At 50.0% G+C, this 15,787-nt stretch carries 15 protein-coding genes; all 15 read left to right on the plus strand.

The genetic code is table 11. The annotated features are described in order from the left end of the window. The first annotated feature begins 2 nt into the window (after positions 1-2). Positions 3-1,460: a 5'-nucleotidase C-terminal domain-containing protein gene (locus tag PKX57_RS01800; protein ID WP_472415878.1), complete on the plus strand. Its 1,458-nt coding sequence runs from the start codon at positions 3-5 to the stop codon at positions 1,458-1,460. 179 nt (positions 1,461-1,639) lie between these two features. Then, on the plus strand, positions 1,640-2,959 hold the full coding sequence (rsxC, locus tag PKX57_RS01805) for an electron transport complex subunit RsxC (RefSeq protein ID WP_472414617.1): 1,320 nt from the start codon (positions 1,640-1,642) through the stop codon (positions 2,957-2,959). Continuing rightward, on the plus strand, positions 2,956-3,897 hold the full coding sequence (locus PKX57_RS01810) for an RnfABCDGE type electron transport complex subunit D (protein WP_472415880.1): 942 nt from the start codon (positions 2,956-2,958) through the stop codon (positions 3,895-3,897). The genes rsxC and PKX57_RS01810 overlap by 4 nt, the downstream gene beginning before the upstream one ends. Next, entirely contained in the window at positions 3,890-4,612 is a 723-nt protein-coding gene (locus tag PKX57_RS01815; RefSeq protein WP_213921469.1) for an RnfABCDGE type electron transport complex subunit G, read from the plus strand. The genes PKX57_RS01810 and PKX57_RS01815 overlap by 8 nt, the downstream gene beginning before the upstream one ends. After that, positions 4,612-5,223: an electron transport complex subunit RsxE gene (rsxE, locus tag PKX57_RS01820; protein WP_213921470.1), complete on the plus strand. Its 612-nt coding sequence runs from the start codon at positions 4,612-4,614 to the stop codon at positions 5,221-5,223. The genes PKX57_RS01815 and rsxE overlap by 1 nt, the downstream gene beginning before the upstream one ends. 12 nt (positions 5,224-5,235) lie before the next feature. After that, the gene (rsxA, locus tag PKX57_RS01825; RefSeq protein WP_213921471.1) at positions 5,236-5,817 is read left to right on the plus strand and encodes an electron transport complex subunit RsxA; all 582 of its coding nucleotides are present in this window, start codon (positions 5,236-5,238) and stop codon (positions 5,815-5,817) included. Between the two features lie 10 nt (positions 5,818-5,827). Then, entirely contained in the window at positions 5,828-6,520 is a 693-nt protein-coding gene (locus PKX57_RS01830) for an RnfABCDGE type electron transport complex subunit B (RefSeq protein ID WP_213921472.1), read from the plus strand. 2 nt (positions 6,521-6,522) lie between these two features. After that, positions 6,523-7,650: a 1-deoxy-D-xylulose-5-phosphate reductoisomerase gene (gene dxr / locus PKX57_RS01835; protein WP_213921473.1), complete on the plus strand. Its 1,128-nt coding sequence runs from the start codon at positions 6,523-6,525 to the stop codon at positions 7,648-7,650. Further along, positions 7,641-9,152 (plus strand): M50 family metallopeptidase, encoded by a 1,512-nt coding sequence (locus PKX57_RS01840; RefSeq protein ID WP_472415882.1) that lies wholly within the window; start codon positions 7,641-7,643, stop codon positions 9,150-9,152. The genes dxr and PKX57_RS01840 overlap by 10 nt, the downstream gene beginning before the upstream one ends. Beyond that, positions 9,152-10,195 (plus strand): flavodoxin-dependent (E)-4-hydroxy-3-methylbut-2-enyl-diphosphate synthase, encoded by a 1,044-nt coding sequence (gene ispG / locus PKX57_RS01845; protein ID WP_213921475.1) that lies wholly within the window; start codon positions 9,152-9,154, stop codon positions 10,193-10,195. Before PKX57_RS01840 ends, ispG begins: the two co-directional genes overlap by 1 nt. A gap of 86 nt (positions 10,196-10,281) precedes the next feature. Further along, complete coding sequence (locus PKX57_RS01850; protein ID WP_213921476.1) at positions 10,282-11,349, plus strand: DUF4384 domain-containing protein; 1,068 nt, start codon at positions 10,282-10,284, stop codon at positions 11,347-11,349. 19 nt (positions 11,350-11,368) lie between these two features. Further along, complete coding sequence (locus PKX57_RS01855) at positions 11,369-12,244, plus strand: DMT family transporter (RefSeq protein WP_472415884.1); 876 nt, start codon at positions 11,369-11,371, stop codon at positions 12,242-12,244. 2 nt (positions 12,245-12,246) lie between these two features. After that, positions 12,247-12,909 carry a response regulator gene (locus PKX57_RS01860; protein ID WP_213921478.1) on the plus strand — a complete coding sequence of 221 codons (663 nt, stop codon included), beginning with the start codon at positions 12,247-12,249 and terminating at the stop codon, positions 12,907-12,909. Then, positions 12,899-14,173, plus strand: coding sequence for an ATP-binding protein (locus PKX57_RS01865; RefSeq protein WP_214048553.1), 1,275 nt, complete (start codon positions 12,899-12,901; stop codon positions 14,171-14,173). Before PKX57_RS01860 ends, PKX57_RS01865 begins: the two co-directional genes overlap by 11 nt. Further along, positions 14,170-15,681 (plus strand): 1-acyl-sn-glycerol-3-phosphate acyltransferase, encoded by a 1,512-nt coding sequence (locus tag PKX57_RS01870; RefSeq protein WP_213921680.1) that lies wholly within the window; start codon positions 14,170-14,172, stop codon positions 15,679-15,681. Before PKX57_RS01865 ends, PKX57_RS01870 begins: the two co-directional genes overlap by 4 nt. Positions 15,682-15,787: the final 106 nt, after the last annotated feature.

Below are 15,787 nucleotides of genomic sequence, written 5' to 3' on the forward strand. Positions count from 1 at the left end.
ATATGAAGAAGTTTCTGTTAATCGCTCTGATAGTAACGCTATCGATTTTTGCACTCGCCCAAAGACTCACCATTCTCCACATCAACGACACCCACGGCCATATATGGCCCGAGGGAGAGTTCGGCGGGTTCGCCGCCATCGCGACTCTAGTGAATCAGGCTATGATGTCCAATCCGAACACTATCTTTTTGCATGCTGGAGACATAAACACCGGCGTGCCTGAATCCGACCTTCAGGATGCCATACCGGATATAGTCGTCCTCAACCTAATGAAGCTCGATGCCGTGACATTGGGAAACCACGAGTTCGACAACGACGTGAACGTTCTGGCCAAGCAGATGAACATTGCAGCCTTCCCGTTCCTGAGTGCCAACATATACAAAGACGGTAAACCGGCCTTCACACAGTACATAATTAAAGAAGTCGGAGGAATCAAAGTGGCGATAGTCGGCTTTACCGCTCAGGAATCCGAAATACTCGAGTATCTGTATGCAAAGGATTATGAGTGGAAAGAAATAGTTGAAGTGGCCAAAGAACTGATACCTCAGCTAGAAGCCCAGGCCGATATAATCGTCGCGTTGACACATATGGGGAGCAATCCGGTTATAGTTGGACCGAATTCCTGGGAATTGGCAGCGGCCGTCGATGGAATCGACGTGATCGTTGACGGTCACAGCCATACTTTCTACGAGAGACCGGAAGTTATAAACGGTACGTTGATAGTATCGGCCGGTGAATGGGGAAAGTACCTTGGAAAACTGGATCTGGACGTAGTCAATGGAACTATAACATTCGTCTCCTTCAGACCGATCAAGGTGGAGAACTCGATCACTCCGGATTTCGCAGTCGCCACTGTACTCGATTACTTCAAGAAAGCCGGCGGAGAGGCCCTTAACGTTGTGGTCGGCGAAACGACCATAAAGCTCGAAGGTGACAGAAATGTCGTCAGGGCACGGGACACAAACCTCGGCTACTTGATTTGCGATGCCATGATCTGGAAATCCGGCGCCGACATCGCGATAAGTAATTCAGGGGGTATTAGAGCCTCGATAGCGGCCGGTCCGATAACTTACCGTGATATTCTCACCGTTCTTCCGTTCGGCAATTCTCTGTACGTTATCGAAATAAGTGGCGCCGATTTCATGAAAGTCCTGGAATTCACCGCTACGATATCAGCCGGACAGGGAGCGATGCCACAGGTCAGTGGTGTCAGTTATACGATTGAAAACGGTACCGTCAAAGATGTTTTAGTTAACGGGGAACCGATCGTGATGGATAAGATCTACAAGGTTGCCACAAACAACTACCTGGCTTCCGGCGGAGATGGCTATACAACTCTTGCCAACCACCCTGGTTACGATACGGGATTTGTTCTCGCTGATGTAGTAGTCGAGTATGTGAGCCAGATAAGCCCGATCACATCTTACCAGGAGAGTGGAAGGATCAATCGCGTGAAGTAGTCGTTTCCCAGCGACTGAACATTGTACTATAATAGGAGCGGAGCGATCCGCTCCTATTGTTTGTAAGAATGTTTGCGGGTAATCGTGACTGCAGCTTCAGTGAGCTGTAAGGTTGTTTTTTTGCGGGATATTATCGAAAACGAAGTCAGTCATTGCCAAAACCGTTGAGAGGTGATACGATGAAGTTGCCAACCTTCAGAGGGGGCGTGCATCCGCCAGAGAGGAAGGAACTGGCTAAAGATGTTGCGTTGAGAATCCTTCCGCTTCCAGAAAAAGTCTACGTTTTTCTTGCAAATCATGCAGGTGTTCCGGCAAAGCCCGTCGTCGGTCCGGGAGAGAGAGTTAAGACCGGTCAGTTGATAGCCCAGTCGAACGGTTTCATCTCCGCTAATCTCCATTCTCCACTCACGGGCGAGGTAAAGGAAATTGGAAAATACTACCATCCCACCCTGTCTAAACCCGATGATGCAATCGTCATCGAGAGGACCTCGGAAGATGATTGGGAACTCCTGGGGCCCGAAACTTCTTTCGAGAAGCTCTCGCCCGGAGAGATAACAGAGAGAATAAAGCAGGCCGGAATCGTCGGTCTCGGTGGAGCCATGTTTCCAACCAGTGTAAAGCTTTCGCCTCCAAAAGATAAGAAGATCGATCTGCTTGTGATCAACGGCGCCGAGTGCGAGCCTTACCTCACTATAGACTACCGGTACATGCTGGAACGCGCCAATGGTGTCGTAAGGGGAACACTGGCAATCATGAAGGCTCTGGGGGTTCAGAGAGCCGTTATAGGAATAGAGGATAATAAACCGCAGGCTGTAGCGAAGATGAGCGAAGCCGTGAAAGGAACTGGGATCGAAGTCAGAAAACTGATAACCAAATATCCGCAAGGCGCGGAAAAGCAGTTGATATTCGCGCTTGAGAAGAGAGTGGTCCCTTCGGGCGGTCTTCCGCTGGACGTTGGCGTGGTCGTCGATAACGTGGGAACGGCCTACGCGGTTTACGAAGCGGTCGAAAAGGGCAGACCTCTTATCGAGAGAGGAATCACCGTCACGGGCGAAGGCGTAAAATCACCCGCGAACTTCGTGGTCAGAATCGGAACCATGGCTCAGGAATTGATAGCTTTCGCCGGAGGGAGCGACGAAGAGACTTCGAAAGTAATCTTCGGCGGTCCGATGATGGGAATGACCGTTCCAAAGATAGATGTCCCTGTTGTAAAAGGCACATCGGGAATAACTTTGATGAAAGATACCCTGCCCGAAGAAGAGTTTCCCTGCATAAGGTGCGGCAACTGTACGTTCGTCTGCCCCATGGGGCTTCAGCCGTTTCTTCTAAACCTTTACGGATCGGCAAGACAGTACGACATAGCCGTCGAAAACGGCTTGATGGACTGTATAGAATGTGGGAGCTGTTCTTACATCTGTCCGGCGAGAATCGAACTGGTGAAGAACTTCAAGTTGCACAAAAAGATATACCGCAGTCTGAAGGGAGGGGCAAAAAAGTGAAGTTGACAATGACGGCCGCGCCTCACCTGAGGTCGGGCAACAGTGTAAGAAGCATAATGCTGGATGTCCTGATAGCGCTCACTCCCGCTGCAATCTGGGCAGTAGTTACTTTCGGAATCAAGGCCCTGGTGCTGATTCTGGTCTGTACCGCAGGGGCCGAAGCACTCGATTTCTTCATTATCCGCTTCTTGAGAAACAAAAAGAGTTTCAGACCGGACCTGAGCGGCTCCGTAACCGGTCTCCTTCTGGCCCTGAACCTCTCTCTGGCTGTGGAGTGGTGGCAGGCCCTCATCGGAGTCTTCGTATCCATAGCGATCGCCAAGGCAGTATTCGGAGGACTTGGGAAGAACTTCTTCAACCCCGCTCTAGTGGGCAGGGTCTTTCTTTTGATATCCTTCCCTGTTCAGATGACAAGCTGGTTCAGCCCCTTCGATCTCCAGACCAGCGCGACGCCAATGGCGATCCTCAAAGAGGGTTCGTCAAGGATCTTTTCACTACAGGAGATGTTCCTCGGAACCATTCCCGGTTCTCTGGGCGAAATCAGCGCTCTTCTGCTGCTACTGGGATTTGGCTGGCTGTTGCTTCGCAGAAGAGTCTCTCCGGTGATACCGGTTGCTTACATAGGTACTGTGGCCCTTATGGCCGCGATCTTCAACGGAGTCAATCCGGCTTTCGGATCGCCACTGTATCACATACTTGGAGGCGGACTTATGCTTGGAGCGCTCTTCATGGCTACCGATATGGTGACAAGCCCTATGTCATTCAAGGGACACTTGATATTCGGAGTGGGATGTGGAGTCATCACAATGGTGATCAGATTCTTCGGCGGATATCCCGAAGGCGTCTCCTTCGCGATTCTGGTCATGAACGCCTTCGTACCCCTGATAGATATGGTTTCCAAGCCAAAGATCTTCGGGAAGGTGAAGTCCAATGCGTGATTATTTCAAAACTGGAATCACACTGATGATAATTACAGTAATAGCAGCTTTCGCCCTTTCTGCGGTCTATTCGATCGTCAAGGAGCCCATCGCGAACGCCGAACTTGGAGCGAAATTACTGGCAATAAGAAGCGTTTTGAAGGATTCTACCAGTGGCGGATCATTGGTGAGCGATGAAAGGATTCCTTCAACCGCGGGCGATCTTGCCAAATTCGAGTGGTCTCCTTCGGGTTTTCAAGTTGAAGACGGGATAATATACAGAAGCGACAACGGAAGGGGAAAGGTAGACAATCCCGTTTACAGGTTCACATCCGACGATGGGAGGGAGATCTATATAGCCATCGCAAGTGCTGTGGGGTACGGCGGAGATGTCAAAACGATGGCGTCATTCATTTCTACCGGCACCGGATTGAAGTTGAATGGAATAAAGGTTCTCGAATATTCGCAGGAGACGCCCGGTCTGGGAGCGAACATAGCCAATTCCGATATTCAAAAGAGATTCTATCCGGTGGAACCTTCCGGCCTGGAGAGAGAGCTGAAAGTCAACAAAGACGCGGGTGTCACTCCAATCGGCGAGGAGATCGATCTGAAAAGAGAGACCGAAGGAATTGTTACGGTTACGGACGTGATGACCGGCGCGACGATAACTCCGAGGGCCGTCACCGTATCGATCAACACGATGTATCAGTTCCTGAAGAAGGCAGGTGTGAAGTAATGGCCGAATCGAAATTTACGATACTGACCAATGGGTTTTTCAAACAGAATCCGATTTTCGCTCAAGTTCTTAGCATGTGCCCGACGCTGGCAACCACAACCAGCGCCGAAAACGGCCTGGGCATGGGACTGGCAACTACAGCCGTACTGGCGATGTCCAACATAACAATATCGCTGGTGCGGAAATTCATTCCAGACAAGATCAGAATACCTGCGTATATCGTTATAATAGCGTCGTTCGTCACAATAATCGATTTGCTTATGCACGGCTTCATTTACGATCTCTGGAAGACGCTGGGACTGTTCATTCCACTGATCGTGGTCAGCTGCATAATTCTTGGTCGTGCGGAGGCTTTCGCGTCCAAGAACAACGTCTTCGATTCTCTTCTCGACGGCCTGGGCATGGGATTGGGTTTTACGGGCGCGCTGGTCTTGCTTGGATCGGTGAGAGAGTTCCTCGGAAACGGTTCTATCTTCGGGGCACACCTGTCAGACGTCAAGATGTTCGTCATGATCCTGCCACCCGGTGCCTTCATAGCTCTTGGAATGCTTATCGCCCTCTTCAATTACCTTGGGATAAGACGCGAAAAAGCGAAGAAAGCGACTAAGTGAGGAGGTTGAAGTATGGCGACCAGACTGTTGTTCATATTCTTATCTGCGATATTGATTAACAACTTCGTTCTCTCTAGGTTCCTGGGGATCTGTCCCTTTCTAGGAGTTTCCAAAAAGATCGATACAGCCATCGGTATGAGCCTTGCCGTTATATTCGTGATGATCCTGGCATCGATAATCACATGGCTGTTGAATATTCTGCTGGTCTCTCTGGGACTTTCCTTTTTGACGACCATCGTCTTCATACTAATAATAGCGACGCTCGTGCAGTTTGTGGAGATAGTGCTGAAGAAGACTAGCCCGGGTCTTTACGAAGCTCTAGGTATCTATCTGCCGCTTATCACAACCAATTGCGCAGTCCTCGGGGTTGCTCTTTTAAACGTTCAGGAGAACTACACCCTGATCGAAACGGTGGTTAACTCAGCAGGTGCCGCGCTTGGATTTGCGCTCGCACTTATTCTTTTCTCTACGATAAGAGAGAGGATGGAACTTTCAGATATCCCCGCCCCCTTCAAGGGAACGGCGAGCGCACTGATAACGGCGGGACTTCTATCAATGGCCTTCATGGGTTTCCAGGGCCTTGTGAAGCTGTGAGGTGTGAGCTATGACGATAGTTTATTCGGTACTCTTAATGGCGATTCTTGGAGTGGGCGCCGGTGTGTTCCTCGCTTTCGCCTCCGCAAAATTCGCCGTCAAAGAGGATCCTAGAGTTAAACTGATAGAGGCAGCACTGCCAGGCGTCAATTGTGGAGCGTGCGGTTTTCCGGGATGTCCGGCCTTCGCGAAAGCGATGGCCGAAGGTAAGGCAACTCTGGATGGCTGTTTGCCCGGAAGAAGATCGGGAGTCCCCGAAAAGTTGAAAGTCATAATGGACAGCGAAACTGAAAAGCTCGTCGCGCTTTACGAGGAAGCGGGCGAGGATCCGCAGAAGGCACTCGCTAAACTTCTGGAGAGCTCGGGCAAAGAGATAAAGCAGGCTCCCCAGAAACCGGTGAGACCCTCCCAGGAAGAGATAGACACCTACAAAGAGAAACTGAGGGACGATAAAAGGGCTACACTGATTTACTCTGTGTTGCCAAACATCAATTGCGGAATCTGCGGTTCCCCGGGTTGTGCGGCCTTCGCACTGAAAGTAGCGGCAAAGGAGGAGCAGGCAGAAAAGTGCGTCCCGGGAAAGAGGCAGAGCGTTCCCGACAGAGTGGCAAAGATCATGTCGCTCAAGGACGAGGAAGTCAGCAAAGTACTGGAAGAGACTTCCGGAGACCCGGCCGAGATAAAGAAGAAATTCGAGGTGTGAAGTTGAGAAGACTTGCCATATTGGGCTCAACGGGCTCAATTGGAACTCAGACTCTGGATGTAATTGAAAAGATCGAAGGACTGGAAATTGTGGCCATGAGTTGCGGCCACAATTTCTCTCTCTTCACCAAACAACTGGAAAGGTATAGGCCGGCTTTCGCGGCTTCCCTCTCCACCGAAGAAAATCCCCTAGCGCTCTCTTCAGTCAAAAGATTCTTTCACGGGGAAGAGGGAATCGAAGAGATGCTGGAGAGTTCAAGGCCAGACATGGTTATTGTGGGCGTTAGCGGTGCGGCAGGTTTACGTTTCAGCCTGAAGGCGATCGAAATATGCAAACGCCTCTGCCTGGCCAACAAAGAATCGATCGTTTGCGGCGGAGATCTTCTGATCGAGGGATGTAAAGAGAAATCTGTAGAATTGATACCCGTCGATTCGGAGCACAGCGGTCTCTTTCAACTTCTCGGCGAGGGACCCCGTCCAGATCGGATATTCATCACGGCCTCGGGCGGAGCTCTGAGAGACTGGAGCGTTGAAAGATCTATAGACGCCACTCCTGGAGATGTCTTGAAACATCCAGTATGGTCGATGGGGCGAAGGATCACCATCGACAGTGCTACAATGGTTAATAAGGGTCTGGAAGTGATCGAAGCGCATTATCTGTTCAGATACGATGAAGAGGATATTGAGACCTATATATGTAGAAACAGCTATATACACGCAGGTATAGTTTACAGAGACGGGGTCGTGAAACTGCACAGTGGAACGCCGGATATGAGAATTCCGATCGCCTACTCGCTAACTTATCCTTTCAGGGAGCGGGTGATTGATAGAGGGGGGATCACAGGGATTCCCCTACTGCTGGAAGAGATCGACGGCGATAAGTACCCCGCGCTTGAACTGGCACGGAACATCTGCGGAAAGCAGTCGAAACAGATAGCCTACAATGCGGCCGACGAAATAGCCGTCGAGGCTTTTTTAAGAGGTGAAATAAAGTTTGGAAGAATTTACAATATAATCGAAAGAACGGTCTCCAGAATAGATGATCAAAGACGGGCCGACTACCGTCAAATACTGGAGATCGATAAGATTTCCCGAGAAATCGCGCTGGAAGAGGTGAGCAAATGTTTTTGACGATAATCTACTTTCTTTTGATCCTAACCGGGGTCGTCGTAGTCCATGAACTGGGGCACTACCTTTTTTCGAGACTTTTCGGTGTTAGGGTGATAGAGTTTGCAATAGGCATGGGACCGAAGATCTGGTCCAGGAAAGGCAAGAAAACCACTTTCAGGATAAATGCCTTTCCCATCGGCGGCTACGTCAGACCGGCCGGAGAGGATCTCGACGCCGTCGATTCATCGATACCCGAGAATGAACAGATACAGAATAAACCCGCGTGGCAACGCTTCATAATATACCTTGCCGGGCCTGCCTTTTCGTTGATACTCGGTTTCGTCATTTTATCGCTTGTCGCTGTAGTATGGGGTTTTCAGGAGATCAAGATCGATAAAATAGAGCCGGGATCTCCTGCCGAAATTTCAGGCATAGCGCCGGGGGACAGAATAGTCTCGGTGAACGGGAAGATACTGATCGACAACACGCGGCTTGGAGAGGCGATCGCGAAAGGTGACCCGATAGATCTGGTGATAATGAGAGACGGCAGAGAAATGGGAATCACTCTCGTGCCGGAAATGCTTCCACAGGAGACCATGATGATTATCTCCCGCGCTCAGGGGGGCGCAGGTGGAGAGATCGCCTCGATTAATGGAGCCACATTCAGCGGTGACTATGTGGGCTACGGTAAAGTGCTTCAGCCGGAAAGTTCCATTAAAATCGGTTTTTCCGATGGACAGACCCTGTCCGGTACTCTGCTCAATTACTCGCCGGCCGAGGAAAGATACGCCATGGGGATTTACTACGCCAACTTCCAGCCGAGAATCGCCAAAGACCACGGGCTCTTCAAAAAGGGAGATATGATAGTTTCAGTGGGTTCTTTAGAGACGAAGACAAGCTACGATCTTACCATGATGAGTCAACTGCTCGCGATAGATCCATCCGATCTTCTGATCCAGTTCACCGGAAGGGAGGTAGCCTACCAGAATCACGGTTTCGCCGAAGAGATTCCCGTGAAGCTCGAAAGGGACGGAAAATCAGTCGAAATCACCGTGGGTAAGCAAGAAATGATTTCGCTCGTGAGCGAGGCCGGAGTCTTTTCCCAGGGGAGCGATTACTGGTATCCCGACAGTGTCTTTCAGGCCGCTGGTCTGGGTTTACAGTGGGCTAACAGTATTCTTGTGACCATGGTCAGGGTCGTGGGAAGCCTCTTCACAGGCGGAGCCAACATAAATGAATTCACCGGCCCGATAGGTCTCATGACAATCGTGGATCAGGCTATAAGCCTAGGTTTGAGAATAGTCATCTTCATCACGGGCTTCATATCTTTGAACCTGGGCGTGGTCAACATGATTCCCTTTCCGGCTCTCGACGGCGGAAGGATGCTGCTGGCTGTTCTTGAGATGGTAACCAGAAGGAGGCTCGATCCCAAAATCGAAGGGTTGATAAATGTTATCGGGTTCATGGTTCTTATGGGCCTGATGATCTACATAACTTTCGTGGATATAGGTCGCTGGTTCTGATGAGCAAGGCTGTAAAAGTAGGTCCGGTAACTATTGGTGGTGGAAACCCCGTTTCGGTCCAGTCGATGACAAACACGAAAACCGTAGATGCACAGTCCACTCTTGAACAGATCGAAAGGTTGGCCGGTGTGGGCTGCGAGATAGTGAGAGTGTCAGTTCCAGACAACGACAGCGCTGTCGCCCTGAAAAGTATCACACGGGAATCCCGGCTTCCAGTCGTTGCCGACGTACATTTCGATTATCGCCTGGCCATCGAATCTATAAGGAATGGAGCCGCGAAGGTGAGGATCAACCCGGGGAATTTCGGACAGGAATGGAAGATAATTGAGACAGTGAAGGTCGCCGAAGAGTACGGCGTTTCAATAAGAGTGGGGGCCAATTCCGGCTCAATCGATCAAGACTTCTCGCATATCGGTCGAAGTGCCGCCCTGGCTGAGAGTGCCCTGGCACAGGTGAGGTTGCTCGAAAAGGCTGGATTTGAAGATATCGTCATCTCCGTGAAAGCCTCCCGTGTGAGAGAGACTGTAGAAGCGACGCGATATGTGAGTGAGAAGGTAGATTATCCGCTTCACCTAGGGGTTACGGAGGCCGGATTCGGATTGGACTCGATAGTGAAGTCTTCGATCGGCATAGGTGCGCTCCTGCTGAACGGGATAGGCGACACAGTAAGAGTGTCCATATCGGGCGACCCGATACAGGAGGTAGAGGCCGCCTTCTCGATTCTCAGAGCGCTCAACCTCAGGCCGGGACCGGATATAATCTCCTGTCCGACCTGTGCCAGAACGGAAATAAACGTCGAAGAACTGGCAAGAGAAGTCAAGCAATGGCTCAAAGGCATCGACGACGATATTACCGTGGCCATAATGGGCTGCGTCGTCAACGGTATAGGAGAGGGAAGGGAAGCCGATATAGGGATCGCCGGAACCCGTGCGGGCGGAGTAATCTTCATGAAAGGCCGTGTTGTCGAACAGACGGCTAGAGGGGAACTTGAAGAGAGGTTCAAATACTGGCTCGATAAAGCTATGGGTAAGGGCGAAAACTGATTGTGGAAGAAAACCGACGTTGCCGTTAAACGCGTTAATCAAGTCTGCAGGCAAATTGCCGCAGCAATAAAGGAGGAGGAAAGAGAATGAAAAGGCTTGCGCTCTTTGTAATCGTTATTATCGGTATAACAGCCTTCGCAACTTCGATCAGTTACGATCCTCAAGGTCTCATGTTCCTTAGCAGACCGGGTGCGGGTATCAACGTTACTGTCAATCTGAACAAGGGTACCGGAGCGACCTATTACGGTGGCGAAACCCTGGGAATTTCCTTTTCCGTGGATAGAAGCGCGTATGTGGCCGTTCTGGACATCGATCCTTCCGGTCAGGTACAGGTTCTGTTTCCAAACGTCTATGATCAGGATAACTACATGATAGGTGGTAGAACCTACACCCTGCCAACGGAAAAAGCTACGACAAAGTATAACCTACAGATTCAATCTCAAAGGGGCAGAGAAACGATCGTGGTAGTGGCCTCATCCTCGCCGCTGGGCTTTTTGGGAAATGTCTTTTCGCTTTTCGACAGATACCCATTTCCGTATCTCAGCCAAACTGTCAATAACCTTTCCATAGCTATAAACCCGGTCTTCAGCACCAACTGGGGTATGGGATACACTTACTTCTACAACAGCTACGTTCCATTCACCGTGAGAACCACGATCAATGCGGACAAGAGAGATGCCAGTGTTTACGTGGACGGGATATACATGGGAAATGCGCCGGTTACAACCACTCTCGAAGTTGGAACGCACACGATCTATATTTACACCAAGAGAAACCTCGTTTACGGTCCGTCGGTGGTCAATGTTCAGCCCGGCTCCAGCGATTTCCATTTCTCACTGCTGCCCAACTATATATATGGCTATCTGGAAGTCACGTCGATCCCCGATGCACAGGTTTACGTGGATGGCGAATACGTTGGCGATACGCCCTACAGGGACTTCGAAAAAGTCGGGAGCCACACAGTCACCGTTTCGAAATGGGGTTACAGAGATTCCAAGCAGAACGTATATATAAACCGCGATATGACCACCTCGGTCGATTTCAGGCTTCAGGAAAAGACCGAAGAGGAGAAGAGAACCGACAATATCATCCTCTTCTCGGTCATAGGCATACTGGTGGTGGGCATAGTGCTCGCCATAGTTCTTATCAACTGATGGCGGAAAGTTTGCTTTCATGTCGAAAACCAAGTCTAAAGCCTATGTCAATCTCTTACTGGTAGTTGTTTTCTGGGGACTAACCTTTCCCATGCAGAAGGATATTCTGCATGGGCTTTCCCCGGTTTTCTACAACGTCGTTCGTTTTTCTTTCGCAGTACTTTTGTTGATACCTCTGAGAAAAAGGCTGGGACTATCCTTCTCCAGTAGCGGATTCAAGAAGGGCGTGGTTCTCGGCCTTTTTCTTTCGGGCGGCTACGTCTTCCAGACCTGGGGTCTCGTTTTCACCAGCGCTTCTAAAAGCGCTTTCATTACGGCCCTCTACGTAGGGCTCGTCGCAATACTCTCTCCACTGATCGAGAGAAAGATGCCAACGGTCGTACAGATCGCTTCTCTAGTTATTTCGCTCGTCGGGCTCTACTTTCTTACTTCTCCGGAGGGCGGTTTCAACTTCGGCGACTTTCTCACAACTCTGTGCGCTATGTCTTTCGCACTGCACGTAGTTCTGATATCTCACTTCACCAAAGTAGCCAGCGATAAGGAGATGGAGCTGCTCCTTCCGCAGTTCGTGGTGGTTATTCTGGTGAACCTTCTGCTGACTCCCTTTGTTGAAGGCTCTATATTCATCAATTACAGGATTCTGCTGGTTGCACTCTTCACGGCCGTGTTTGCCACCATATTCGCGGTGGTGGTCCAGCTCAAATACCAGAGATATCTCGGATCGGTGGGCGCTTCTCTTATCTACGTGGGAGAACCGGCCTTCGCCCTTCTCTTCGCCATGATAATTCTCGGTGAGTCACCCAGTAGAATGGAGATACTGGGACTGTCGCTGATGACTCTGGGAATGGTTTTCGGTGGAGCGGTATCTTTGATCCAAAAAGAGAGGGAGAGCTGAGTATGAAAGGAAACGTGGTCGTGGTAGAGGACGATGTCCACATAGGTAAGCTTCTTCAGATGGAACTATCACACGAAGGTTACTCCGTTGAAGTGATAACCGAAGGAGAAACAGCTTTGAAAAGGCTGGAAAAAAAGTTACCCGATCTCCTCATACTGGACGTCATGCTTCCCGGAGCGAACGGTTTCAGAGTTTTGAACAAAGTGAGGGAGTACATATCTACAGATCTTCCAATTATCATGTTGACGGCCCGGGGAGATGTTGAAGACCGTGTACGCGGCCTTAAAGGCGGAGCCGACGATTATATACCCAAACCCTTCGTAATAGAAGAACTGCTGGCCAGGATGGAGGCGATATTCAGACGGAGGGGAATTCTGGACAGGGTGAGTTTTCACGAAATATCGATTGACAATAATACAAAAGAGGTAACGGTTGGCGGTGAACCAGTTCAGTTAAGTAAGACGGAATTCGAACTCCTTTTCGCGCTTCTGACGAACGCCGGAATAGTGATGTCGAAGGAGAGACTCCTTGAGAAAGTCTGGGGCAGCGAAGAATGGGGAAACCCAAACGTGGTGGAGGTGTACATCAACTACCTGCGCAAAAAACTCGGACAGTCGGGCGAGAGAATCAAGACTGTGAGAGGTTCTGGTTACGTTGTCAGATAAGAGGTTATTTTCAACTTCAACACAGGTGGCCTTCAACTCCGTGGTTTTACTGGTGGTGATTCTATCTGTTTCGGCGCTTTTCATATACAGGGTGTCGGAAAGTGTTTTCATTCGCAACTACTCAGAAGAGATGAGAAAGATCTTCATGGACTCTCCCATGGGTAGGGGTATGAGAATGGGGATTGGCCGTATTATCGGTCGCGGTGGAACGGAGTTCTATGTGAGGATAGAGGGAATAGTCGTGCAAAATCCTAACGGTCTGTCGAACGTACCTGATGTGGAAGGTTACATGAAGACAAGAATCGGCGGGAGCTCTTACCTGTTCTACGGCTTCACCAACGGAAACGATAAGATTCTGCTTGGTGCGCAGATGGACGATCTGGACTTCTTCCTGCAGAGTCTTTCCACCACGCTGGTACTCTCGACGATCATCGGAGTAGCGCTGTCCATACTGAGCGGCTATCTGCTCGGAAGGAGGGTTTCGAAACCGCTGAGAGAGGCAACCTCGCTACTGAAAGAAATAACGCTGGAAGACCTGTCAAGAAGAGTGGAGATAGATCCCAAGACTTCTGAGCTTGCAGAGCTTAAAAAAGCCCTGAACACGGCGCTAGATAGGATCGAGGACGGTTACAAAAGGCAGGAGCAGTTCTCTTCAGATATCGCCCACGAGATACGCTCGCCTCTGACGTCGATACTCGGCTTTTCAAGAATGATACAGAGGTGGGGCTCTAAAGATCCGGATGCTCTTAAAGAAGCCGCCGAAAGCATAACGGCTACTGCCGGCAAGATGCTTACCATAACCGAAGGATTGCTCTTTCTGGCGCGCCCGGTAATTGAAACGAACAGAGAGAGCTTCAACCTCGGGGAGTTAGTCAACGAGCTGGTGCAGTCCACCCCCGTACCCGGCAACATAACCGTCGAAGTCGATGTTGAAAATGTGCAGGTCACGACCGACAGGGCTCTGCTTAAAATAGCGCTAAAGGTGTTGCTCGAGAATGCGATGAAATATGGAAAAGGAAGACCCATCGTTTTTTACTGGGCCGATGGTTCACTTCATGTTAGAGATCACGGCGACGGTATCAATGAGGGGGAAATAGATAGAATATTCGATAGATTCTACCGGAGCGATTCCTCAAGAAGCGGTGGAGGTCATGGTCTCGGTCTTTCGATCGTCAGAAAGATCTGTGATACCCTTGACCTGACAATTACGGCTGAAAACAACGAAGACGGAGGGGCCGTCTTTTCGATCGGGAGGTTATTATGAAAACCCTGAGCTATATCGCAGAATCAATATTACTTTGGGGTGTGCTCCCTCTGTGGATACTGTCGGGAAGCGCTTCCGGTATCGGATTTTTGGCCGTGGCCGGCCTGGTGACGGCGGTCGTCTCGGCAGCATTTTCGCTGTATTCTACGCTGGTCGCTTTCTACTGGACGGGAAAGTTCCCGGGATTGTTGACGGTTCAGAATCAAACGGTCACCAGTGGTCCGTACCGTTTTATAAGACAGCCACTTTATGTAGGATACTCTCTCTTTCTGCTTGGTGTTGTGCTGTTATCGGGGAAGTACCTTTTTCTTGTACTCTGGGCCGGTATCTGCTGCTGTCTTCTCCTGTACACGCTTTTCATAGAAAAAAAACTGGTGGATAGAGACGAACGATACGCCAAATACAGAGAAACCGTACCGTTGCTCCTGCCCGGACGCGGCAAGTATATACCCTTCGACTTCACTAGATGTGTTCCGTGGCTCTTCATAGCAACTTCTCTCGTGGTGAAATTCCTTGTACTGGTGCTGCTGCCCTCGAAAGTGAAGAACGCCAGGGTGCTGAAGGAGAGAAAACCCTTCATTATCGCACTTGCGCACCAGACTCACTACGACGGCCCCTTGCTATTTTACTCGACCTGGAGGTATATCAGATTCGTCGGCACGGCGATCTACGTGGACAGGATGAAGCTACTGAGAAACTTCGGAACGATTCCCGTGAAACGCTATACAATAGATACCTCTGCTATAAGACAGATGCTGTCAACCATAAAGGAAGGTATTCCCCTCGGTATAGCGCCCGAGGCGGCCCGTTCATGGGACGGCAAGTTCCTGAGTGTAAAAAAGGAGATCTGGAAACTCTTCAAGATGCTGAAAACTCCCATCATCCCGGTCAAATTCTACGGAATACAGAGACTGTGGCCCCGGTGGGCCGGTATCTTCTCCCCCGGTTTCTCCACAGTGGAGTTCGGCGATCCCGTGCAGCCTGACGATCCCGAAATGGAGCGCAAGATAAGCGACTTCCTCTCAAAAGAGGATCCCACCTTTGATAAGCCTTACAGAAGTTACAGGCATATCGAGAGACTCATCTGGAGGTGCCCCTCGTGCGGCAAAGTCGGCTCTATCGAGAGTTTTCGTAGGGGCTTTTCCTGCAACTCCTGCGGAAAGAGCTGGAATAGACCATCGGTCAATGAGGTAATCGAACTTCACGAAAAAATCAAGCCCGGCAATATGGGGCTTTCCTTTCCCGTGAAAGACAGGGTCTTTTTCAGGGGTGAAGAAGTAGATGGGCTGATAATGGAAGATTCGGCGATGATAGGAGATTTCTCTCTCAAGTACAGCGATATAAAGAATTCCAGCATCGAGAAAAGCATTGAACCGGTCTTCGGAACGGCCGACGAGATGGTGATCTTCAAATCGAATAGTAGTGCACTCATGTGGCAGGAGATAATCGATTTCCAGATAAAGTTCCGTCTCAAACGCGGCGATTATCATACCGATCTCTGGGGATAGTTCCATCAAACAGCTTCTTATGGCTCATCACTCATGATCTTGAGTCTTTCTCCGTTTGCCAGAATGCGTAAGCAGGGTGATATGTTAAAATTTAATAAGTAACATT

Origin of the sequence: Mesotoga sp., from assembly GCF_035363035.1 — a bacterium.
GTDB lineage: Bacteria > Thermotogota > Thermotogae > Petrotogales > Kosmotogaceae > Mesotoga.